The 15,440-nt window shown below is 47.7% G+C and carries 15 protein-coding genes, 1 tRNA gene and 1 rRNA gene; 6 read left to right on the plus strand and 11 right to left on the minus strand.

Annotated features, from left to right (window positions below):
• Positions 1 to 78 precede the first annotated feature (78 nt).
• Positions 79 to 528, plus strand: coding sequence for a hypothetical protein (locus CWI83_RS10455; protein ID WP_126828762.1), 450 nt, complete (start codon positions 79 to 81; stop codon positions 526 to 528).
• Here the strand turns inward: CWI83_RS10455 and CWI83_RS10460 are convergent.
• Both CWI83_RS10460 and prfC read right to left on the minus strand, forming a co-directional pair.
• Positions 510 to 1,271, minus strand: a complete 762-nt coding sequence (locus tag CWI83_RS10460) for a TatD family hydrolase (protein WP_126828764.1) — start codon at positions 1,269 to 1,271, stop codon at positions 510 to 512. The genes CWI83_RS10455 and CWI83_RS10460 overlap by 19 nt on opposite strands.
• Positions 1,272 to 1,274: 3 nt before the next feature.
• Positions 1,275 to 2,864: a peptide chain release factor 3 gene (gene prfC / locus CWI83_RS10465; RefSeq protein ID WP_126828766.1), complete on the minus strand. Its 1,590-nt coding sequence runs from the start codon at positions 2,862 to 2,864 to the stop codon at positions 1,275 to 1,277.
• A gap of 97 nt (positions 2,865 to 2,961) precedes the next feature.
• On the opposite strand from prfC, the gene CWI83_RS10470 reads away from it, so the two are divergent.
• Positions 2,962 to 3,855: a DUF368 domain-containing protein gene (locus CWI83_RS10470; protein WP_126828768.1), complete on the plus strand. Its 894-nt coding sequence runs from the start codon at positions 2,962 to 2,964 to the stop codon at positions 3,853 to 3,855.
• Here CWI83_RS10470 and deoD read toward each other — a convergent pair.
• The 5 genes from deoD to CWI83_RS10495 are packed head-to-tail and all read right to left on the minus strand — an operon-like array spanning position 3,852 to position 8,304.
• Entirely contained in the window at positions 3,852 to 4,562 is a 711-nt protein-coding gene (deoD, locus tag CWI83_RS10475; protein ID WP_126828769.1) for a purine-nucleoside phosphorylase, read from the minus strand. The two genes, CWI83_RS10470 and deoD, sit on opposite strands and share 4 nt — an antisense overlap.
• A 2-nt stretch (positions 4,563 to 4,564) precedes the next feature.
• Positions 4,565 to 5,770 carry a phosphopentomutase gene (locus tag CWI83_RS10480; RefSeq protein ID WP_126828771.1) on the minus strand — a complete coding sequence of 402 codons (1,206 nt, stop codon included), beginning with the start codon at positions 5,768 to 5,770 and terminating at the stop codon, positions 4,565 to 4,567.
• A complete protein-coding gene (deoA, locus tag CWI83_RS10485) occupies positions 5,767 to 7,095 on the minus strand; it encodes a thymidine phosphorylase (RefSeq protein WP_126828773.1) in 1,329 nt (442 codons plus the stop codon). The genes CWI83_RS10480 and deoA overlap by 4 nt, the downstream gene beginning before the upstream one ends.
• A complete protein-coding gene (gene deoC, locus CWI83_RS10490) occupies positions 7,095 to 7,871 on the minus strand; it encodes a deoxyribose-phosphate aldolase (protein WP_126828775.1) in 777 nt (258 codons plus the stop codon). Before deoC ends, deoA begins: the two co-directional genes overlap by 1 nt.
• A 10-nt stretch (positions 7,872 to 7,881) precedes the next feature.
• Positions 7,882 to 8,304, minus strand: coding sequence for a cytidine deaminase (locus CWI83_RS10495; RefSeq protein WP_126828776.1), 423 nt, complete (start codon positions 8,302 to 8,304; stop codon positions 7,882 to 7,884).
• Between the two features lie 175 nt (positions 8,305 to 8,479).
• On the opposite strand from CWI83_RS10495, the gene CWI83_RS10500 reads away from it, so the two are divergent.
• Together CWI83_RS10500 and CWI83_RS10505 are read left to right on the plus strand one after the other, a co-directional pair.
• Positions 8,480 to 8,692, plus strand: coding sequence for a YgaP family membrane protein (locus CWI83_RS10500; protein WP_126828778.1), 213 nt, complete (start codon positions 8,480 to 8,482; stop codon positions 8,690 to 8,692).
• A 31-nt stretch (positions 8,693 to 8,723) separates the two neighbouring features.
• Entirely contained in the window at positions 8,724 to 9,038 is a 315-nt protein-coding gene (locus CWI83_RS10505; RefSeq protein ID WP_126828780.1) for an ArsR/SmtB family transcription factor, read from the plus strand.
• A 2-nt stretch (positions 9,039 to 9,040) separates the two neighbouring features.
• Here the strand turns inward: CWI83_RS10505 and rimI are convergent, their stop codons facing one another.
• The 3 genes from rimI to CWI83_RS10515 form a co-directional block, all read right to left on the minus strand.
• Positions 9,041 to 9,487 (minus strand): ribosomal protein S18-alanine N-acetyltransferase, encoded by a 447-nt coding sequence (gene rimI / locus CWI83_RS10510; RefSeq protein ID WP_157980392.1) that lies wholly within the window; start codon positions 9,485 to 9,487, stop codon positions 9,041 to 9,043.
• Positions 9,463 to 9,825: a hypothetical protein gene (locus tag CWI83_RS10575; protein WP_157980393.1), complete on the minus strand. Its 363-nt coding sequence runs from the start codon at positions 9,823 to 9,825 to the stop codon at positions 9,463 to 9,465. Before CWI83_RS10575 ends, rimI begins: the two co-directional genes overlap by 25 nt.
• 46 nt (positions 9,826 to 9,871) lie before the next feature.
• Positions 9,872 to 9,948, minus strand: a tRNA-Trp gene (locus CWI83_RS10515).
• Positions 9,949 to 10,093: 145 nt separating this feature from the next.
• On the opposite strand from CWI83_RS10515, the gene CWI83_RS10520 reads away from it, so the two are divergent.
• Together CWI83_RS10520 and CWI83_RS10525 are read left to right on the plus strand one after the other, a co-directional pair.
• Entirely contained in the window at positions 10,094 to 11,884 is a 1,791-nt protein-coding gene (locus CWI83_RS10520; protein WP_198677300.1) for an autotransporter assembly complex protein TamA, read from the plus strand.
• Positions 11,881 to 15,282, plus strand: a complete 3,402-nt coding sequence (locus tag CWI83_RS10525) for a translocation/assembly module TamB domain-containing protein (RefSeq protein WP_126828784.1) — start codon at positions 11,881 to 11,883, stop codon at positions 15,280 to 15,282. The genes CWI83_RS10520 and CWI83_RS10525 overlap by 4 nt, the downstream gene beginning before the upstream one ends.
• Positions 15,283 to 15,321: 39 nt before the next feature.
• On the opposite strand, the gene rrf is transcribed toward CWI83_RS10525, so the two are convergent.
• Positions 15,322 to 15,437 (minus strand): 5S ribosomal RNA (gene rrf / locus CWI83_RS10530).
• Between the last annotated feature and the right edge of the window lie 3 nt (positions 15,438 to 15,440).

The following is a 15,440-nucleotide window of genomic DNA, read 5'->3' on the forward strand; positions in this document are numbered from 1 at the left end:
CAGCTTGTCTATCGGCGTGGACGGAGAATTATATTAGCTATTCTCCTCCTTATTCTCATTGAAAATGTCTGGAGCTGGATGCAAGAAATAAGCCTGCGAGATTTCCAACAACACAGCGAAGAGCTGGTGCAACTTGGCATTAAACAGAGTGCTTTTGCGAGCCAAATCGCAATTAGCCGCAATGATGGCGAACTCCTCGAGGCGATTGCGCGCCAACTCGCTGGAGATCCGATGATTGCCAGCGTTCACATCTATGACCGCTATGGCATGCCGTTAACCTCAACCGAACCCACTGCGTCAGAGCCGGCTGAACAAACTCAACTTATTTTGGTTGAACCGATAATGGCTGAAGAACAAACTCTCGGCTATGTTGAGGCTCGAGTCGTGCGCCAGAATTTACTTAAGGCACCGCAAAAAACCTATCAATTTTTGACCTACTATGGTCAATTTCTCTTATTTTTCGCCGTCCTTGCAGGAATATTTGCCACCACCACGTTTAACCGTTTGCGCTATCGCAACAAAGTCTGACTATTTCGCCACAGTTGCGCCGCCATGTGCGCGGGGGATTCAGTTCTTAACTCGACCAAGGCCGCAAAAACATCTGCGACGCTCGCAGGTTCATTGCGTTCACCTTGATGACCAAAGATGGGCATATCAGGAGCATCCGTTTCTAATACCAGCGCCTCCAGAGGCAGCCGCGCACATGCCGCCCGAGTTTTCTTCGCGCGCGGATAGGTGATGGTGCCGCCTACCCCGAGTTTGAAACCGCGCCGAACCCATTCCAGCCCCTGTTCATAACTTCCAGAGAAAGCATGCAGGCAACCGGCAACTGCCGGCAATGCAGAGCGATAGCGATCGATTACTCTTAATAGATCGGCCTGAGTCTTACGGTGGTGCAGAATCACTGGACGCTGATACGTGGCCGCGAGAGCAATCTGTTGCTCAAACAACTCGAGCTGCCAAGCATACTTCGGACGGGTCTGATCGAGCCCAATTTCACCAACTAACAAAGTCGGATCAGAGCCAAGTTGTTGCTCCAGCCAACGGCAATCATCAACTTGATGCTGTTCGATAAAATAAGGATGCAGCCCCACTGCGAAGTGAAATTGAATCGGGCTTTCGAGCGGTAATTTCACCTGCTCAGAATGGCTGGTGCCCGGCACTATGATATGCCGAACACCTGCATCATACGCGCGCTGTAAAACCGCTTTTCGATCGCGATCAAATTGAGCGAAATCAATGTGACAGTGCGTATCGAAAAACTCGAACATCCTTTAGTGCTCGCGCGTTTGCATAAACTCGATATCAGGGTAGCGCTCTTGAGCTAAATTGAGATTCACCATAGTCGGTGCAATGTAAGTCAAGTTATCACCGCCATCCAAGGCTAAGTTGCTCTCCGCTTTCCGTCTAAACTCATCAAGCTTACGCGGATCTTTTGCCGCCACCCAGCGAGCAGTTGCCACATTAATATTTTCGTACACGGCATCGACATTGTATTCCGATTTAAGTCGATGCACGACCACATCAAACTGCAACACCCCTACCGCACCGACAATCAAATCATTGTTGCTTAACGGTCGAAATACCTGCACTGCGCCTTCTTCTGAAAGCTGTACTAAACCTTTCAGTAATTGCTTCTGTTTTAACGGATCTTTTAAGCGGATGCGGCGGAATAGTTCAGGAGCAAAGTTTGGAATGCCACTAAATTTAAAATCTTCGCCACCGGTGAAGGTATCTCCAATTTGAATCGTGCCGTGATTATGCAACCCAATGATATCGCCGGGATAGGCTTCCTCGACATGCGCTCGGTCACCGGCCAAAAAAGTTAAGGCGTCGGCGATACGGACATCCTTGGCAATCCGCACTTGGCGCATCTTCATACCTTTTTCGTATTTACCGGAAACAATTCGCATGAAGGCAACTCGGTCGCGGTGACGCGGATCCATATTGGCTTGGATTTTAAAAATAAAGCCTGAAAATTGCGGCTGTTCTGCACCAATCATATCGCCACCATCGGTTGCCCGAGGCTGAGGTGCTGGGGCCCAATCAACTAGACCATCCAACATATGATCAACCCCAAAGTTTCCAAGTGCAGTCCCAAAGTATACTGGCGTCAATTCACCCGCGAGAAATAGCTCGAGATCAAACTCATTCGACGCACCTTTTACCAGCTCGATTTGCTCGCGTAAATCGCTCGCGTAAGCACCAATTCGTTGATCGAGTGCAGGATTATCAAGCCCTTTGATGGTATCGACCTCTTGGATTCGATGTCCCTGTCCGGTCTTATAAAAAATAATGGTATCGGTGAGTAGGTTATAGACACCCTTAAAGTTCTTACCTGAACCAATAGGCCATGTAATCGGCGCGCACATAATATTCAGAACGCTCTCAACCTCATCGAGCAATTCAAGTGGGTCGCGAATGTCCCGATCGAGTTTGTTCATGAAGGTGATAATGGGGGTATCACGCAGGCGTGTAACTTCCATCAACTTGATGGTCCTATCCTCAACACCTTTGGCGCCGTCGATGACCATCAAACAAGAATCCACTGCGGTGAGAGTGCGGTAAGTATCTTCTGAAAAGTCCTCGTGCCCGGGGGTATCAAGAAGGTTTACCAAGGCTTCACGATAGGGAAACTGCATAACCGAGGTGGTGACCGAGATGCCCCGCTCTTTTTCCATTTCCATCCAATCAGATTTGGCGTGCTGCCCCGATTTTTTGCCTTTTACGGTGCCGGCCTTTTGGAGTTTTTGACCGTGTAACAAGACCTTTTCAGTGATCGTAGTTTTACCCGCATCCGGGTGCGAGATGATTGCGAAAGTGCGACGCTTGTTAATTTCGTTTTGAAATGTCTGCTCAGCCATTGGCTCATCTTTTTGTCGAGGTTTATGTTAATCGTCTATTTTCGCCTATCTTCAATTTAGTTACAATCAACCCCTGAGCGGGGGAGCATAAAACACTATGAAAAAATACGCGCAATGGATGGTAAAAGGTGCCGCGATGGGAATGGCGGATATTGTTCCGGGTATTTCAGGTGGAACAATTGCTTTTATTCTTGGTATCTACGAACGCTTCCTACAAGCGCTCACGTCATTCAACCTGCAGGCACTGAAGCACCTGAGCGGATTTCGCTTTAAAGCGCTTTGGCAACATATTGATGGGGCGTTTTTACTGAGCTTATTCGGCGGTATTTTGATCGCTATCTTTAGCTTGGCGAATCTGATTACATTTATGCTCGAGCACCACCCTGTTCCGCTTTGGAGCTTTTTTAATGGTTTGATCCTCGCTTCATTCCCCTTACTCATTAGTAAGTTTAAGTGGTCGGCTTATCGCGCCGGATTATTCGTTGCAGGGGCGGTCGCTGCAATGCTAATCACAACCTTAACCCCGATGCATACTAACCCTAGCTATTGGATGTTTTTAGGCGCTGGTTTTATCAGTATCTGTGCCATGATGCTACCTGGCATCTCTGGTAGTTTTTTACTTTTAATAATGGGGATGTATGCGCCCATCACCACAGCAGTGAGCGAGTTAAACCTGCTCCCGCTGGGTATCTTTGCCACGGGTGCAATTGCGGGCTTACTGGTGTTCTCTCGGCTGCTGCAATGGGCCTTAAAACGCGCTCATGATGCCATGCTAGCGCTGCTTTCGGGGATTGTGCTGGGGGCACTCTTTCGTATTTGGCCGTGGCAAATCGACAATAATCTCGTTACCCCCATGCGCTACGCAGAGGTGCACCTCAGTGCGGATATCGGCTGGGCGATTGTTGCCTTTGTTTTAGGTGCTGGCCTTATTCAGTTGCTACTGCACCTTGAGCAACTGTTTAACGGCGAGCAAGACGCATCCAATCACTAAAGTTCAAGACACGTATCTAAGGCAATTTTGAGCATAGTTTGATAGCCCACTTGGCGCTGCTCGGCCGATGCATGTTCACCACGGATAAGATGATCTGATACGGTCAGAATCGATAATGCCCGTTTACCGTGCTCCGCAGCGATGCTGTAGAGTCCTGCAGATTCCATATCAACACCTAGTAACCGATAGCGCTCAAACAATGTATTCAAGTTTGGATCAGCATCGTAAAAGCGATCCGTCGTAAAGATGTTGCCAACATGAAACTGAGAGGTGTACTCAGCAGCTCTTGCGGTAGCAATCTGGAGTAATTCAAAGTTTGCGATGGCGGCATAATCGAGCCCGCCAAACCGGTTTCGATTAAACGTTGAATCAGTACATGCGCCTTGCGCAAAAATGATATCGTTTAGATTAACCGCACCAAGGGTGGCGCCACAGGTCCCCACGCGAATGATGGTTTCAACGCCATAATACGCCATCAGTTCATGATAATAGATAGCACTCGATGGGATCCCCATCCCTGATCCCATGACCGATACGCGACGACCTTGATAATAGCCGGTAAAGCCAAACATATTGCGAACCGAGGTAACACATTCCACCTGCTCTAGATAGCTATCAGCGATGAATTTTGCCCTTAATGGGTCGCCCGGCATCAAGCAAATCTCTGCAAATGCGCCATGCGCCGCGTCAATATGTGGAGTCGCCATGGTTAATCTTCCTTCTGTTGAGTCAACGCAACTTGGCCATGCAAGAGTGGCGGTAAGGCCAACCATTTCGCGATGGTTTGACCGATATCAGCAAAACTCGAACGAGCTCCGATAGAACCAACAGGAACCATGGGCCCAGTTGCTAAAAATGGGACATACTCGCGGGTGTGGTCCGTACCCGGCCAGGTCGGGTCACAGCCATGGTCAGCAGTTAAGACGAGAAGGTCATCAGCAGCTAACGTGGCCATAAGTTGCGGTAATAATTGATCAAACTGCTCAAGTGCCTGAGCATAGCCTGCAACATCACGACGATGACCAAACTCACTATCAAAATCGACGAGGTTAGTAAAAATAAGGCTGCCATCTGGCGCCTGCTTAAGCTGCTCGACCGTGCTCGCAACAAGCGCATCTAGTCCAGTCGCCTTAACCGCTTTGGTGATGCCTTGGTGGGCGAAAATATCAGCGATTTTGCCGATACTAATCACTTCTCGACCATTCTCTTTGGCGATATCAAGTAGGGTCTTTTGATGAGGTGGAACCGCGTAGTCTCGACGGTTGCCTGTGCGCTTAAAGTCACTCGCAGACTCGCCGATAAAAGGTCGCGCGATCACTCGACCAATGTTATACGGATCGAGTAAGGTGCGCGCAATTTCGCACACTTGATACAAACGTTCTAAGCCAAAATGCTGTTCATGTGCAGCTATTTGGAAAACTGAATCGGCAGAAGTATAAACAATCGGCTTCCCTGTTTTGATATGTTCATCGCCAAGCGCTTTGATAATATCAGTGCCTGAAGCATGGCAATTCCCTAATACTCCCGGTAATTTCGCTTGGTCAATCAAATCAGCTAATAATGTACTTGGAAAACTGTGATCGCGCTGGTGAAAATAGCCCCAGTCAAACATAACGGGGACACCCGCCATCTCCCAATGACCTGACGGGGTATCTTTACCGGAAGAAACTTCGGCAGCCCAACCATAAGCGCCCTGAAGTTCACTCTCAGGCGGTAGCATAAGATGTGCTGGTGTTGCACCCGTTGCTCCATACGCAGCATGCCCTAGCCCAAGAGCAAGTAGATTGGGGATCTGCAATGGTCGCGATGCGGCAATATGGCCAAAGGTATTCGCTCCCACATCACCAAACTGAGCCGCATCCGGAGCGGCCCCAATACCAAACGAATCTAGCACGACAATGACGGCACGACTCATACTTGCTCCTTGATGCGCTCAACACACAAAGGGGTCTGCTGTGGCGCTTTATCTGTCACAGTAAACGCAGCTTGGAGTCGTGTTGCGGCCTGCTCCCAGGCTGCTTCGGTACGAGCGTAAATCATGAGTAAGGGTTGTCCGACCGTCACTGCATCACCGAGTTGCACAATTTCATCTAAACCAACACCATAATCAAGTTGATCATCACTGTGTTGTCTTCCTCCGCCTAATGCTACAACCGCCATGCCAACTGCGCGCGTATCAATCGCACTGACAATACCAGTACTTGCAGCTAATAGCGGTTTGGCGATAGGAGCTAAGGGCATCTGCTTGGGGTATGATTCTAAGATATCCGCAGGTCCGCCAAGTGCAGCAACCATTTGCTCAAAACGCTCGGCAGCTGCACCAGAGGCTAGCACGGCTTGTACTTTATCGCGCGCACGTTCAGCGTTTAGCTCTATCTTCCCAACGCGTAACATCTCGATGGCAAGCTCAATGGTCACCTCTGCGAGGCGTGGTGCTTTAATATTACCTTTAAGAAACTCGATCGCCTCATACACCTCGATAGAGTTACCCGCAGAACGTGCTAATGGTTGATTCATATCCGTTAATAAGGCCGAAGTCGGGACTCCAGCATCGTTGGCGACTGTGACTAAACTTTGAGCGAGTGCCTTTGCCTGCGCCGTATCTCGCATCACCGCACCATTCCCAACTTTCACATCGAGCACTAAACCGTCTAACCCTGCTGCAAGCTTCTTAGATAAAATTGAAGCCGTAATCAACGGAATCGATTCGACCGTTGCGCTGATATCTCGAGTTGCGTAAAACCGTGCGTCAGCAGGAGCCAATTCACCAGTTTGGCCGATTATCGCAACACCTAAATCGGCCACGATTTGCTGAAATTTTGCTAAGCTCGGAGTGGTGTTGTAACCCGGTATCGCATCGAATTTGTCACGTGTGCCACCGGTATGACCAAGCCCACGCCCAGAAATCATGGGGACATAGCCGCCGCAGCAAGCAACAATTGGACCCAACATAAGGCTTACAAGGTCACCTACGCCCCCTGTCGAATGCTTGTCTAATACGGGGCCATTTAACTTCATCTGCTGCCAAGCAAGCACTTGTCCGGAATCTCGCATAGCTTCGGTTAGCGCAACACGCTCGGATAGGGTCATATCCTGAAAATATACCGCCATCGCAAACGCTGAAATTTGGCTCTCGGCAATCGAGCCATCATGGAGACCTCGGACAAAATACTGAATTTGTTCCGTGGTTAAAGTTTCACCATCGCGTTTCGCGCGGATAATTTCTTGCGGTAAATACATCAATAACTACTCTCATCTTTACTCGACGGGTCGTGTTGCCCCTCAAGAATACGTTGAATATCGGCTAATAAACCACTTGCGCCAAAGCGAAACGACTCGGGCTGTAGCCATTGCTCGCCCATGATCTCGGTTGCAAGCTCTAGGTATGCTGCGGCGTCTGTTACAGTGCGAATTCCGCCAGCGGCCTTGAAGCCAACACGTTGACCACTTAACTTGATGCGCTCAAGCATCACCCGAGCGGCATCGAGCGTTGCATTAACCTCGACTTTCCCAGTAGATGTTTTAATAAAATCTGCGCCACAATCGATCACCAAATCACTTGCGCCTGCGATCAACTCAGGCGTCTCAAGAATACCGCTTTCAATGATGACTTTTAGTTTTAATGGGCTTGGACAAACCTCGCGTACCTGCCTAACAAGCGCCTCCGCAGCAGCATAATTCCCTGTTAATATTTCACGGTATGGCAATACCAGATCAATCTCGTCAGCACCGGCAGCGACCGCGCGCTGGGTCTCGTCTAGGGCCCGTTGCAGGTTACTTGAGCCATCGGGGAAATTAGTCACAGTTGCGATCTGCACCGTCGACAAACCGCGTTGTCGCAAGAGTTGTTTGGCTTGAAAAATATGCTCAGGATACACGCACAATGCAGCCGGTTGTCCAAACGGAGTATCGGCCTGTTGCACGAGCCGTTCAATCGCTGCTGGCGTATCGGTCACATTCAACGAGGTTAAATCAATTAATGGCAGGCAGCGTGATGCTGTTATTTCTGGGCTCATCTCTCAACCTCTACTTTAGAGTCGGTTCAAATGTCTGAAAAGCGTCGGGCAATAATTGCTCTAATGACCAGACCTTTTCACCTACTTTAGCGGTCGAAATAACGGGGGTTTGCGGAGCGATAAATTCAGCGAGCACCTGTCGACACGCGCCACAGGGTGAATAGACCACTTCACTTGGGGTGTAGATACAAACAGAAACAACATCTTTTAAGTCATATCCTTGCGCCTGTGCTGAAAATATTGCGGTGCGTTCAGCACAGTTTGTTAACCCGTAGGATGCATTCTCGACGTTACAACCGGTGACAACTGAGCCGTCTTTAAATAATAAGACGGCTCCTACTGGAAAGCGGCTATATGGGGCATGGGCTCTTGTGGCTGCTGCTTGAGCGATTTGTTTTAGCTCGGTGATCTCGAGCGTTACATTATTCTGCATAACATCCGATCAAAAATTCATGGTTGGATAGCTTATCTCCGCTCTCAATAATTTTCCAATTTTTATACATAAAATACCTTGCGCAAACTGTATTCAGCGACTATATTTCAGTTAATTCTAAAATAAAATTAATCACCATTATTTTGGTCATTTTAGTTATAATAGGAGTTCTGATATGAGTGTTGAACGTGCGCTAACGGCTTTTGCGGGCTTCATGATCCTGCTCTCGGTCGCTTTGACTGTCTGGGTTCACCCAAATTTTGTATGGTTTACAGTCTTTATCGGTGCTAATTTATTTCAACAGTCTTTTACCGGTTTTTGCCCGGCGACCATCATCTTGCGTAAGGTTTTCAAATTAAAAACTGAACGTGAGTTAGCGTCGTCATAAGCTTTGTACTAGCTACTAAGAGTCCCTAATTATGGAAGCACAAGACATCGCTGAATTGCAACAAGAAGAGGCACATGATGCCGCCACTTTTTTACGCTCACTGGCTAACGAGCATCGTTTGCAAATTCTTTGTCATCTGGCCGCAGGAGAACAAAGTGTCGGTGATTTGAATCGTCATTTTCCACTCAGTGCCTCGGCCTTCTCGCAGCATTTGTCTGTGCTGAGACAACAAGGGTTAGTGAAGTTTAGAAAAGAAGCACAGACCATTTACTACTCAATCAACGATCCCGATACGATGGACTTTATTCGTTTATTGAAAGGTAAATTCTGCCCTGATTTTAGATAACTTCATGGATACCGCATAACAATTGCGGATTCACGCTCTCCAGTCGATGTGGGATAGTAATTTGGTCGCTGTCCCACCTCGCTAAAACCGATTTTCCGGTATAGCCCTAAAGCCGCAACATTCGTCTCTCTTACTTCAAGAAACACAGCTTGTTGATATGTGTCGGCTTCAGCAAGAACGGCTCGGAGCATCTGTTCAGCTATTCCTTTTCGCTGCCAGCTTGGGGCCACAGCAATATTCATAACTGTCCGCTCAGCAGGAGTCACTTGAGTTATGGTAAAGGCAACCAGCTCTTGCTCTATCATCACGCCCCAATTTTGATACGACTCTGCAAAGCAACTCTCAAGTGTTGCTGCTGACCATGGCATAGGATGCGCTGCAATTTCGATCTGGACCACCTGATTGCACCACGTAAGCGGATAGATCAGCCTTGGCACAGCTGCTGCCATAACGCTTTCTTCTGTTCTGAGGTAAGTAATTCCGGAATCGTCTCGAGATCGATAACTCGTCCACTCCATGAATCAAGTAGCTGCGGGTTAACCTCAACGCGTTGGATTGTCCGTTGTGGACCAGAGAGTAGATTGGCCAAGTCGTTAAGCCAAACGGGAGCATGAACGGGCCAAGGTGACTGCAACCTAACAATAATTTCACCAAAGCGATAATGGTGGCGAAACTGTGGACTCGGTGAAATCGCCGGTGCAACCTCCCAAACACGCAAGCCGAGCGCAACAAGGGCACGCTTTTGTTGTTCAGATAATGTGAGTTTTGGAGAGTCTATCGCTGTCATGGTTTCAGCTTAGCGTATGTTCTTCGCAGAAGGAAGGTATTAAGCGTGGCAGGGGCGGAGGGATTCGAACCCCCAACCGTCGGTTTTGGAGACCGCTGTTCTACCAATTGGAACTACGCCCCTACAACACAAAGCGGGATTATACTGGGCTAGGGACTGGTCGCAAGTAATTTATTCTATGCTCTGGCTTAACTGGTCTTTTTTTAGCCATCCAAGTGAAAACTTGGTGTTATACTCAATTCATATCGAAGTGAGAAAAGAGAGATTTATGCCATCCTTGTGGGTGAAATTTTGCCGTATACTGATACTGGCCTGTGCGCTCGTCGGCCTCAGCATCGCTCATGCTATCCCACAAAGCGAGAGTCCCGCTGATGGTAAAATTTTACGCGTCGCCATTACCGGACTAGCGAGCGACCTTGAACAAAATGCCGAACAATTTATGGACATCATGCAACTTGATGATCAGCCCATTAGTTCTCGTTTTCGACTTCGCTACCTTATGCGCCGCGGGCAAGCGCAAATCACTGAGGCACTACAACCTTTTGGTTATTATCATAGCAATATCACCACTGAGCTAGAAGAAACAGCAACAGAGCTTAAGCTTACCTATACGGTCGCGCTAGGTCAGCCAACGAAAATCGCAAGTCTCAATCTAAATATTAGTGGTGCTGGAGCGACTGACCCGAGCTTTCAGGCACTGCAACAGTGGCCTCAGTTGCAGCCTGGTCAACAATTTGTCCATAGCGAATATGAGCGTTTAAAAGCGCGCTTACTTGGTCTTGCCGCAGAACGTGGCTACTACGACGCTCGGCTATTACAACAAACAGTTAAAGTGGAGTTAAGTGATTTTAGCGCCATCATTAACCTTGACTACGATACGGGTCGCCGCTATCGATTTGCTGCGCTTGAATTCTGCTGTAATGAGTTAGACCCTGACTTCTTGGCTCGCTTCCCACAATTCAAAGCTGGAGATTACTTCAGCACTGACGCCTTATTTGATCTACAAGCGCAGTTAATGAGCACGAACTACTTCACAAATGTTGAATTAAGCCCTCGCTGGGATGAGAGAACTGAGGAGTTTGTGCCGACTGAAATCATTATGACTCCCAACCAACGCAATCGGTATCAGCTCGGTTTAGGTTACGGCACGGATACGGGGGCTCGAGCAACATTTGGCTTTGACCGTCGTTGGGTTAACCGCCGTGGTCACAAGTTCTCATCGCTCATACGCTTGTCTGAACTGGAAAATACCGGCTCGTTCAATTATCAAATTCCCGGTAATAACCCAACGATCGAGCATTATGATTTGCTTGCCGAGGTAACAGATACTTCATATTTACAGCAGTACTCGACCCTCTATCGTATCGCTGCTCGTGATGTCTACAACCATGAACGCTGGCAGCGGACGTATCAACTCACACTGATGAGTGAAGATTTTCGCTTTGGGACCAATCCAACCCAAAGTTCTAGCTTTTTAATTCCTAGTGTCGAGTGGAGTTTAATTGAGAGCACGAGCAGCACCAACAACCGCAACCTAATCGATGATGGCTATCGACTCAGCCTAACGTTGCAAGGTGCAACCGAGAGCATTCTCGCTGAAACAGATTTTATCTCAGCGAAAATGACAGGGAAATGGGTTCATCGGCTGAGCCCAGCTTGGCGCATATTGGCTCGAGGTGAACTTGGTATCCTCGAAACCAGTAATTTTAATGCCTTGCCACCCTCGTTGCGGTTTTTCACCGGGGGCGACTACTCTGTGCGTGGTTATGCTTTTCGTCAACTCGGTCCAAGTAATGACGAAGGCGTGATAATCAGCGGTCGATATTTGGTTGCATCAAGTCTTGAAGTCGACTACCAAATTACGGATAACTGGCGGATCGCAGCGTTTACGGATTTAGGGAATACCTTATTAAGTTGGGATGCTGAGTTAAAACAAAGCATTGGAGTGGGTGTCCGCTGGGTTTCTCCACTTGGCCCGATCCGCCTCGATCTCGCTCAAGCAATTGATGAACCGGGGTCGCCATGGCGCATCCATTTTACTCTGGGGCCTGATTTATGACGTTAACGACGCGTATCGCATGGATCATTGTTAGCCTCTTTATCGCTGTACCGACCCTAATACTCGGTTTGTTAGCGACAACTTGGGGTTCTAATGTCGCCGTTCAACTCGCTCTCAAAGTAAGCCCAGTTGCAATTCAATACGAGCGGTTTGAGGGGTCTTTGTTAAATCAATTTACTGTTCATAATCTAGCAATAAAAATGCCAGAACAAATGATCACGGTAGATGAAGTCAGCTTGGATTGGTCGCTGCTAGCACTGACAGATCCTAAGCTGAAGATTAATCAAATTGGCATTAACCAACTGGCGATAACTTTACAGCCACCTGAACAGCAATCGAACAGTCATACGGCCTCTTTGACAGGCTTTTCAACACCGCTGCCGATACTGCTCGAGAGGCTAGATGTGAAGGCGTTAACCCTCTCTACTGGTGCTGAGCCGAGTTACCAAGTTTCTGACATAGTACTCGCTGCCGAGTTTACTCAAGATGAGTTAACGCTGCAGAACCTTGCGGCCCGATATGATGCGTTTACCCTGAACAGTGAGTTGGCTATAAACCTAAATGACCAACTCCCTTTCTCGATAAATGCAACCATCAACGGGGAGAGCTCAGTAAACCTAGTGCTAGCAACGACTGGCAATATTGACCAAGTAAACTTGAATGGCGAATTAACTATCGCGGACAGCCCGGCCCAAACATTTAACGGCTCGATAAATAACTTACAAAGCCAATTGGCACCTCAGGGACAAATCCAAATTAACCAATTAAGTCTGGTGAGCATTAATAACGCGCTTATCGACTTAGGGTATCAACCTATTGAAATTGCTCATACCAACCAATTGATAGTGCACGGTTCTCTCGATTTTAGTGCACAAGAAATTACAACGGATAGCTTTGAGCTATTCGGGCTTGAGGGTCTTGATAGAGGATCAATACGACTTTCTGGATCAATCACTTCATGGCTAACTGCATTAAACAAGCCTGAACTGGCAGAGCTTAAACTGCAACTGACCGGTCCTTTATTCGATTTGAGTCACTATGTCGGCATCGAAGATTTCCGAGCGTATGACTTAGCTGGACAGGTTGCTGGCACAGTGAATGACTACCGATTCAACTTTAATGCTCAATTCGAGCAACCCACATCATTGTTAGACACGACTCATGCGTACGTGAGCCTAGCGGGATTTGGTAATCAACATTCAGCTCGGCTTGAGACTTTTGAAATACGTCATCCTCAAGTTAAAGCCCTGGGTAAGGCTGACTTAAATTGGCGTGAAAACATCGCTCTAGGCGCTCAACTAAGCCAACTTGAAGTGACCGCTCAAAGCTACCAGCTAACCAGCTCTGGAGCGATTACATTGACAGACGATGTAATCAATATTCCCAGTTTACAAGGTGTTGTGAATCAAACGCAATTCAATTTGGCAGGCAACTTTAATTTGAATCCGGAGCGCTCTGTAAGTGGCTTAGAATTGAGTGTTATGATTCCCACACTCGCAGATTTAAGTACCAATGCTGACGATATCTTGCATAAACTCGACGGAGAGTTAGCAACTAAGCTCCTCATAAATGGCGATATGGATGAAGTCACTGCATTAATGACCGAGTTAAATTACCGAAACGACGAACTAGGGACGTGGCAGTTACTCGAAGCAACCGAACTTAAATTCAATATCGCACAACGTCTGTTGACCACAGAGCTTATTTGTTTAAATCGTTCATCTCGCTGGCAAGCAAGCAATCCTACCGCTCTGTGCTTGAGTTCAGAGACCGTTCGTGATGAACAGCACTTAGTTTTGATTGGACAAGAATTACCTTTATTTTTATTGAATCGATTTCGCGCAGACGATGTGCGCGAGCGTATCAGTGGACGCGTCGATATCCGTGCGACCGCTGCAATTAACCCGCAAGACTTGAGTTTACTCTACACCGAGGGTGATGTATTCAGTGATTCAACCCGAATCTCTGCTTTAGATGATGGCGTGGAATCGAAGATAGAGTTTTGGCAACTCAACTGGCGCGGTCACCAAGAGCTTCTAACGACTGAGTTTCTGTTGCAATTACCTGAACAGCAAGGTGCAATCGTCGGAGATATTTCGATTGAGCAACTTGAACAAATTGAAGGGAATGTTTTAGTCGGGTTGTACGATCTCAGTCTACTGCAATGGTGGCTCCCTGATATCAATACGATCAGACCGCGCGCGGTCGGTGAGATTAATATCACAGGCTCAGTTTCAGAGCCATCAATTGCTGGGCAATTCGAAGTTGCTGCGGACGAAATGGGGCTATCGAATAGCGGTATCGTGTTGACCGATTTGCGCTTTTCAATAAGTGATCAAGAGGGCTTTGCTGACCAATTCTTGCTTGATGGACAAGCGTCGACTGGCGACGGTTGGTTGGCACTAGAAGGGGCAATAGAGCCCTTGAATAAGTCGCTAAGGCTAAATATTAATGGCAGTAATTTCGTTGCTCTTAATACTCCTAATCTAAACGTTGTTGTCGATCCTCAGATCGCACTGACAGCAACCGGTGATCGAGTGGATATAAAAGGCAGTGTACATATACCAACAGCGAGAATCGGTACCCCTGAATTAACCAGCGTTACCCGGCCATCAGCTGATGTGGTCATTTATGAAAATAATGTTCCTTTGTTTGAGGAAGATAATCAACTCTATCCGGTCTATGCAGATATAGAATTAAGTTTGGGTAATGATGTCGTCATAGATGCCTATGGATTTACCGGGAATGTAGCCGGACGACTGCAGTTGAACGAAGCACCAGAAAAAGCACTCACAGCAGCGGGGAGCATCGAAGTCGCGCAAGGTAAATACGAGATATATGGGCAAGAATTACAAATTGATCGAGGAAAATTGGTCTATAACGGAGGCCCGATTAACAATCCAGGGCTCGACCTTAGAGTGGTCCGCCAAGCGGCTAGCCTGGTTCCAGGGGAGGATGTCGCAGTCGGTGCTCAAGTTGGAGGTAGCTTAGCCACGCCACAACTTAGGTTGTTCTCTACACCGACAATGCCTGAGAGCTCAATCCTCTCTTACCTACTTTTAGGTCGCGGGCCGGGTGCAGGATCTGACAATGACAATATGAAACTGCAGGCTCTATTAGCACTTGGTTCGCAGGGTACAGATATTATCGGCAATGAGTTTAAACAAGCATTTGGACTCGACGAATTTGGTATCGATTCAACGCGTGATCCTCGCGACACTTCATTTTATATCGGCAAATATCTGTCACCACGCCTCTATGTTAAATATGGTGTTGGCTTATTTGAGAATACCAATACTTTCTTTATTCAATATAAGTTAACTGAACACTTCTTAATTGAGAGCTCGACAAGTGGTGAAGCACAAGGTGGCGACATCTTTTATACGATAGAGAAATAAAAAATCCCCCGTCCGTAAGGACGAGGGATTAGGATAGGAGCCTGGCAGTGACCTACTCTCACATGGGGAATCCCCACACTACCATCGGCGCGGAAGCGTTTCACGTCTGAGTTCGGAATGGAGTCAGGTGGTTCCACTTCGCTATGGCCGCCAGGCAA

Origin of the sequence: Pseudidiomarina taiwanensis (genome assembly GCF_003987435.1) — a bacterium.
Lineage (GTDB): Bacteria > Pseudomonadota > Gammaproteobacteria > Enterobacterales > Alteromonadaceae > Pseudidiomarina > Pseudidiomarina taiwanensis.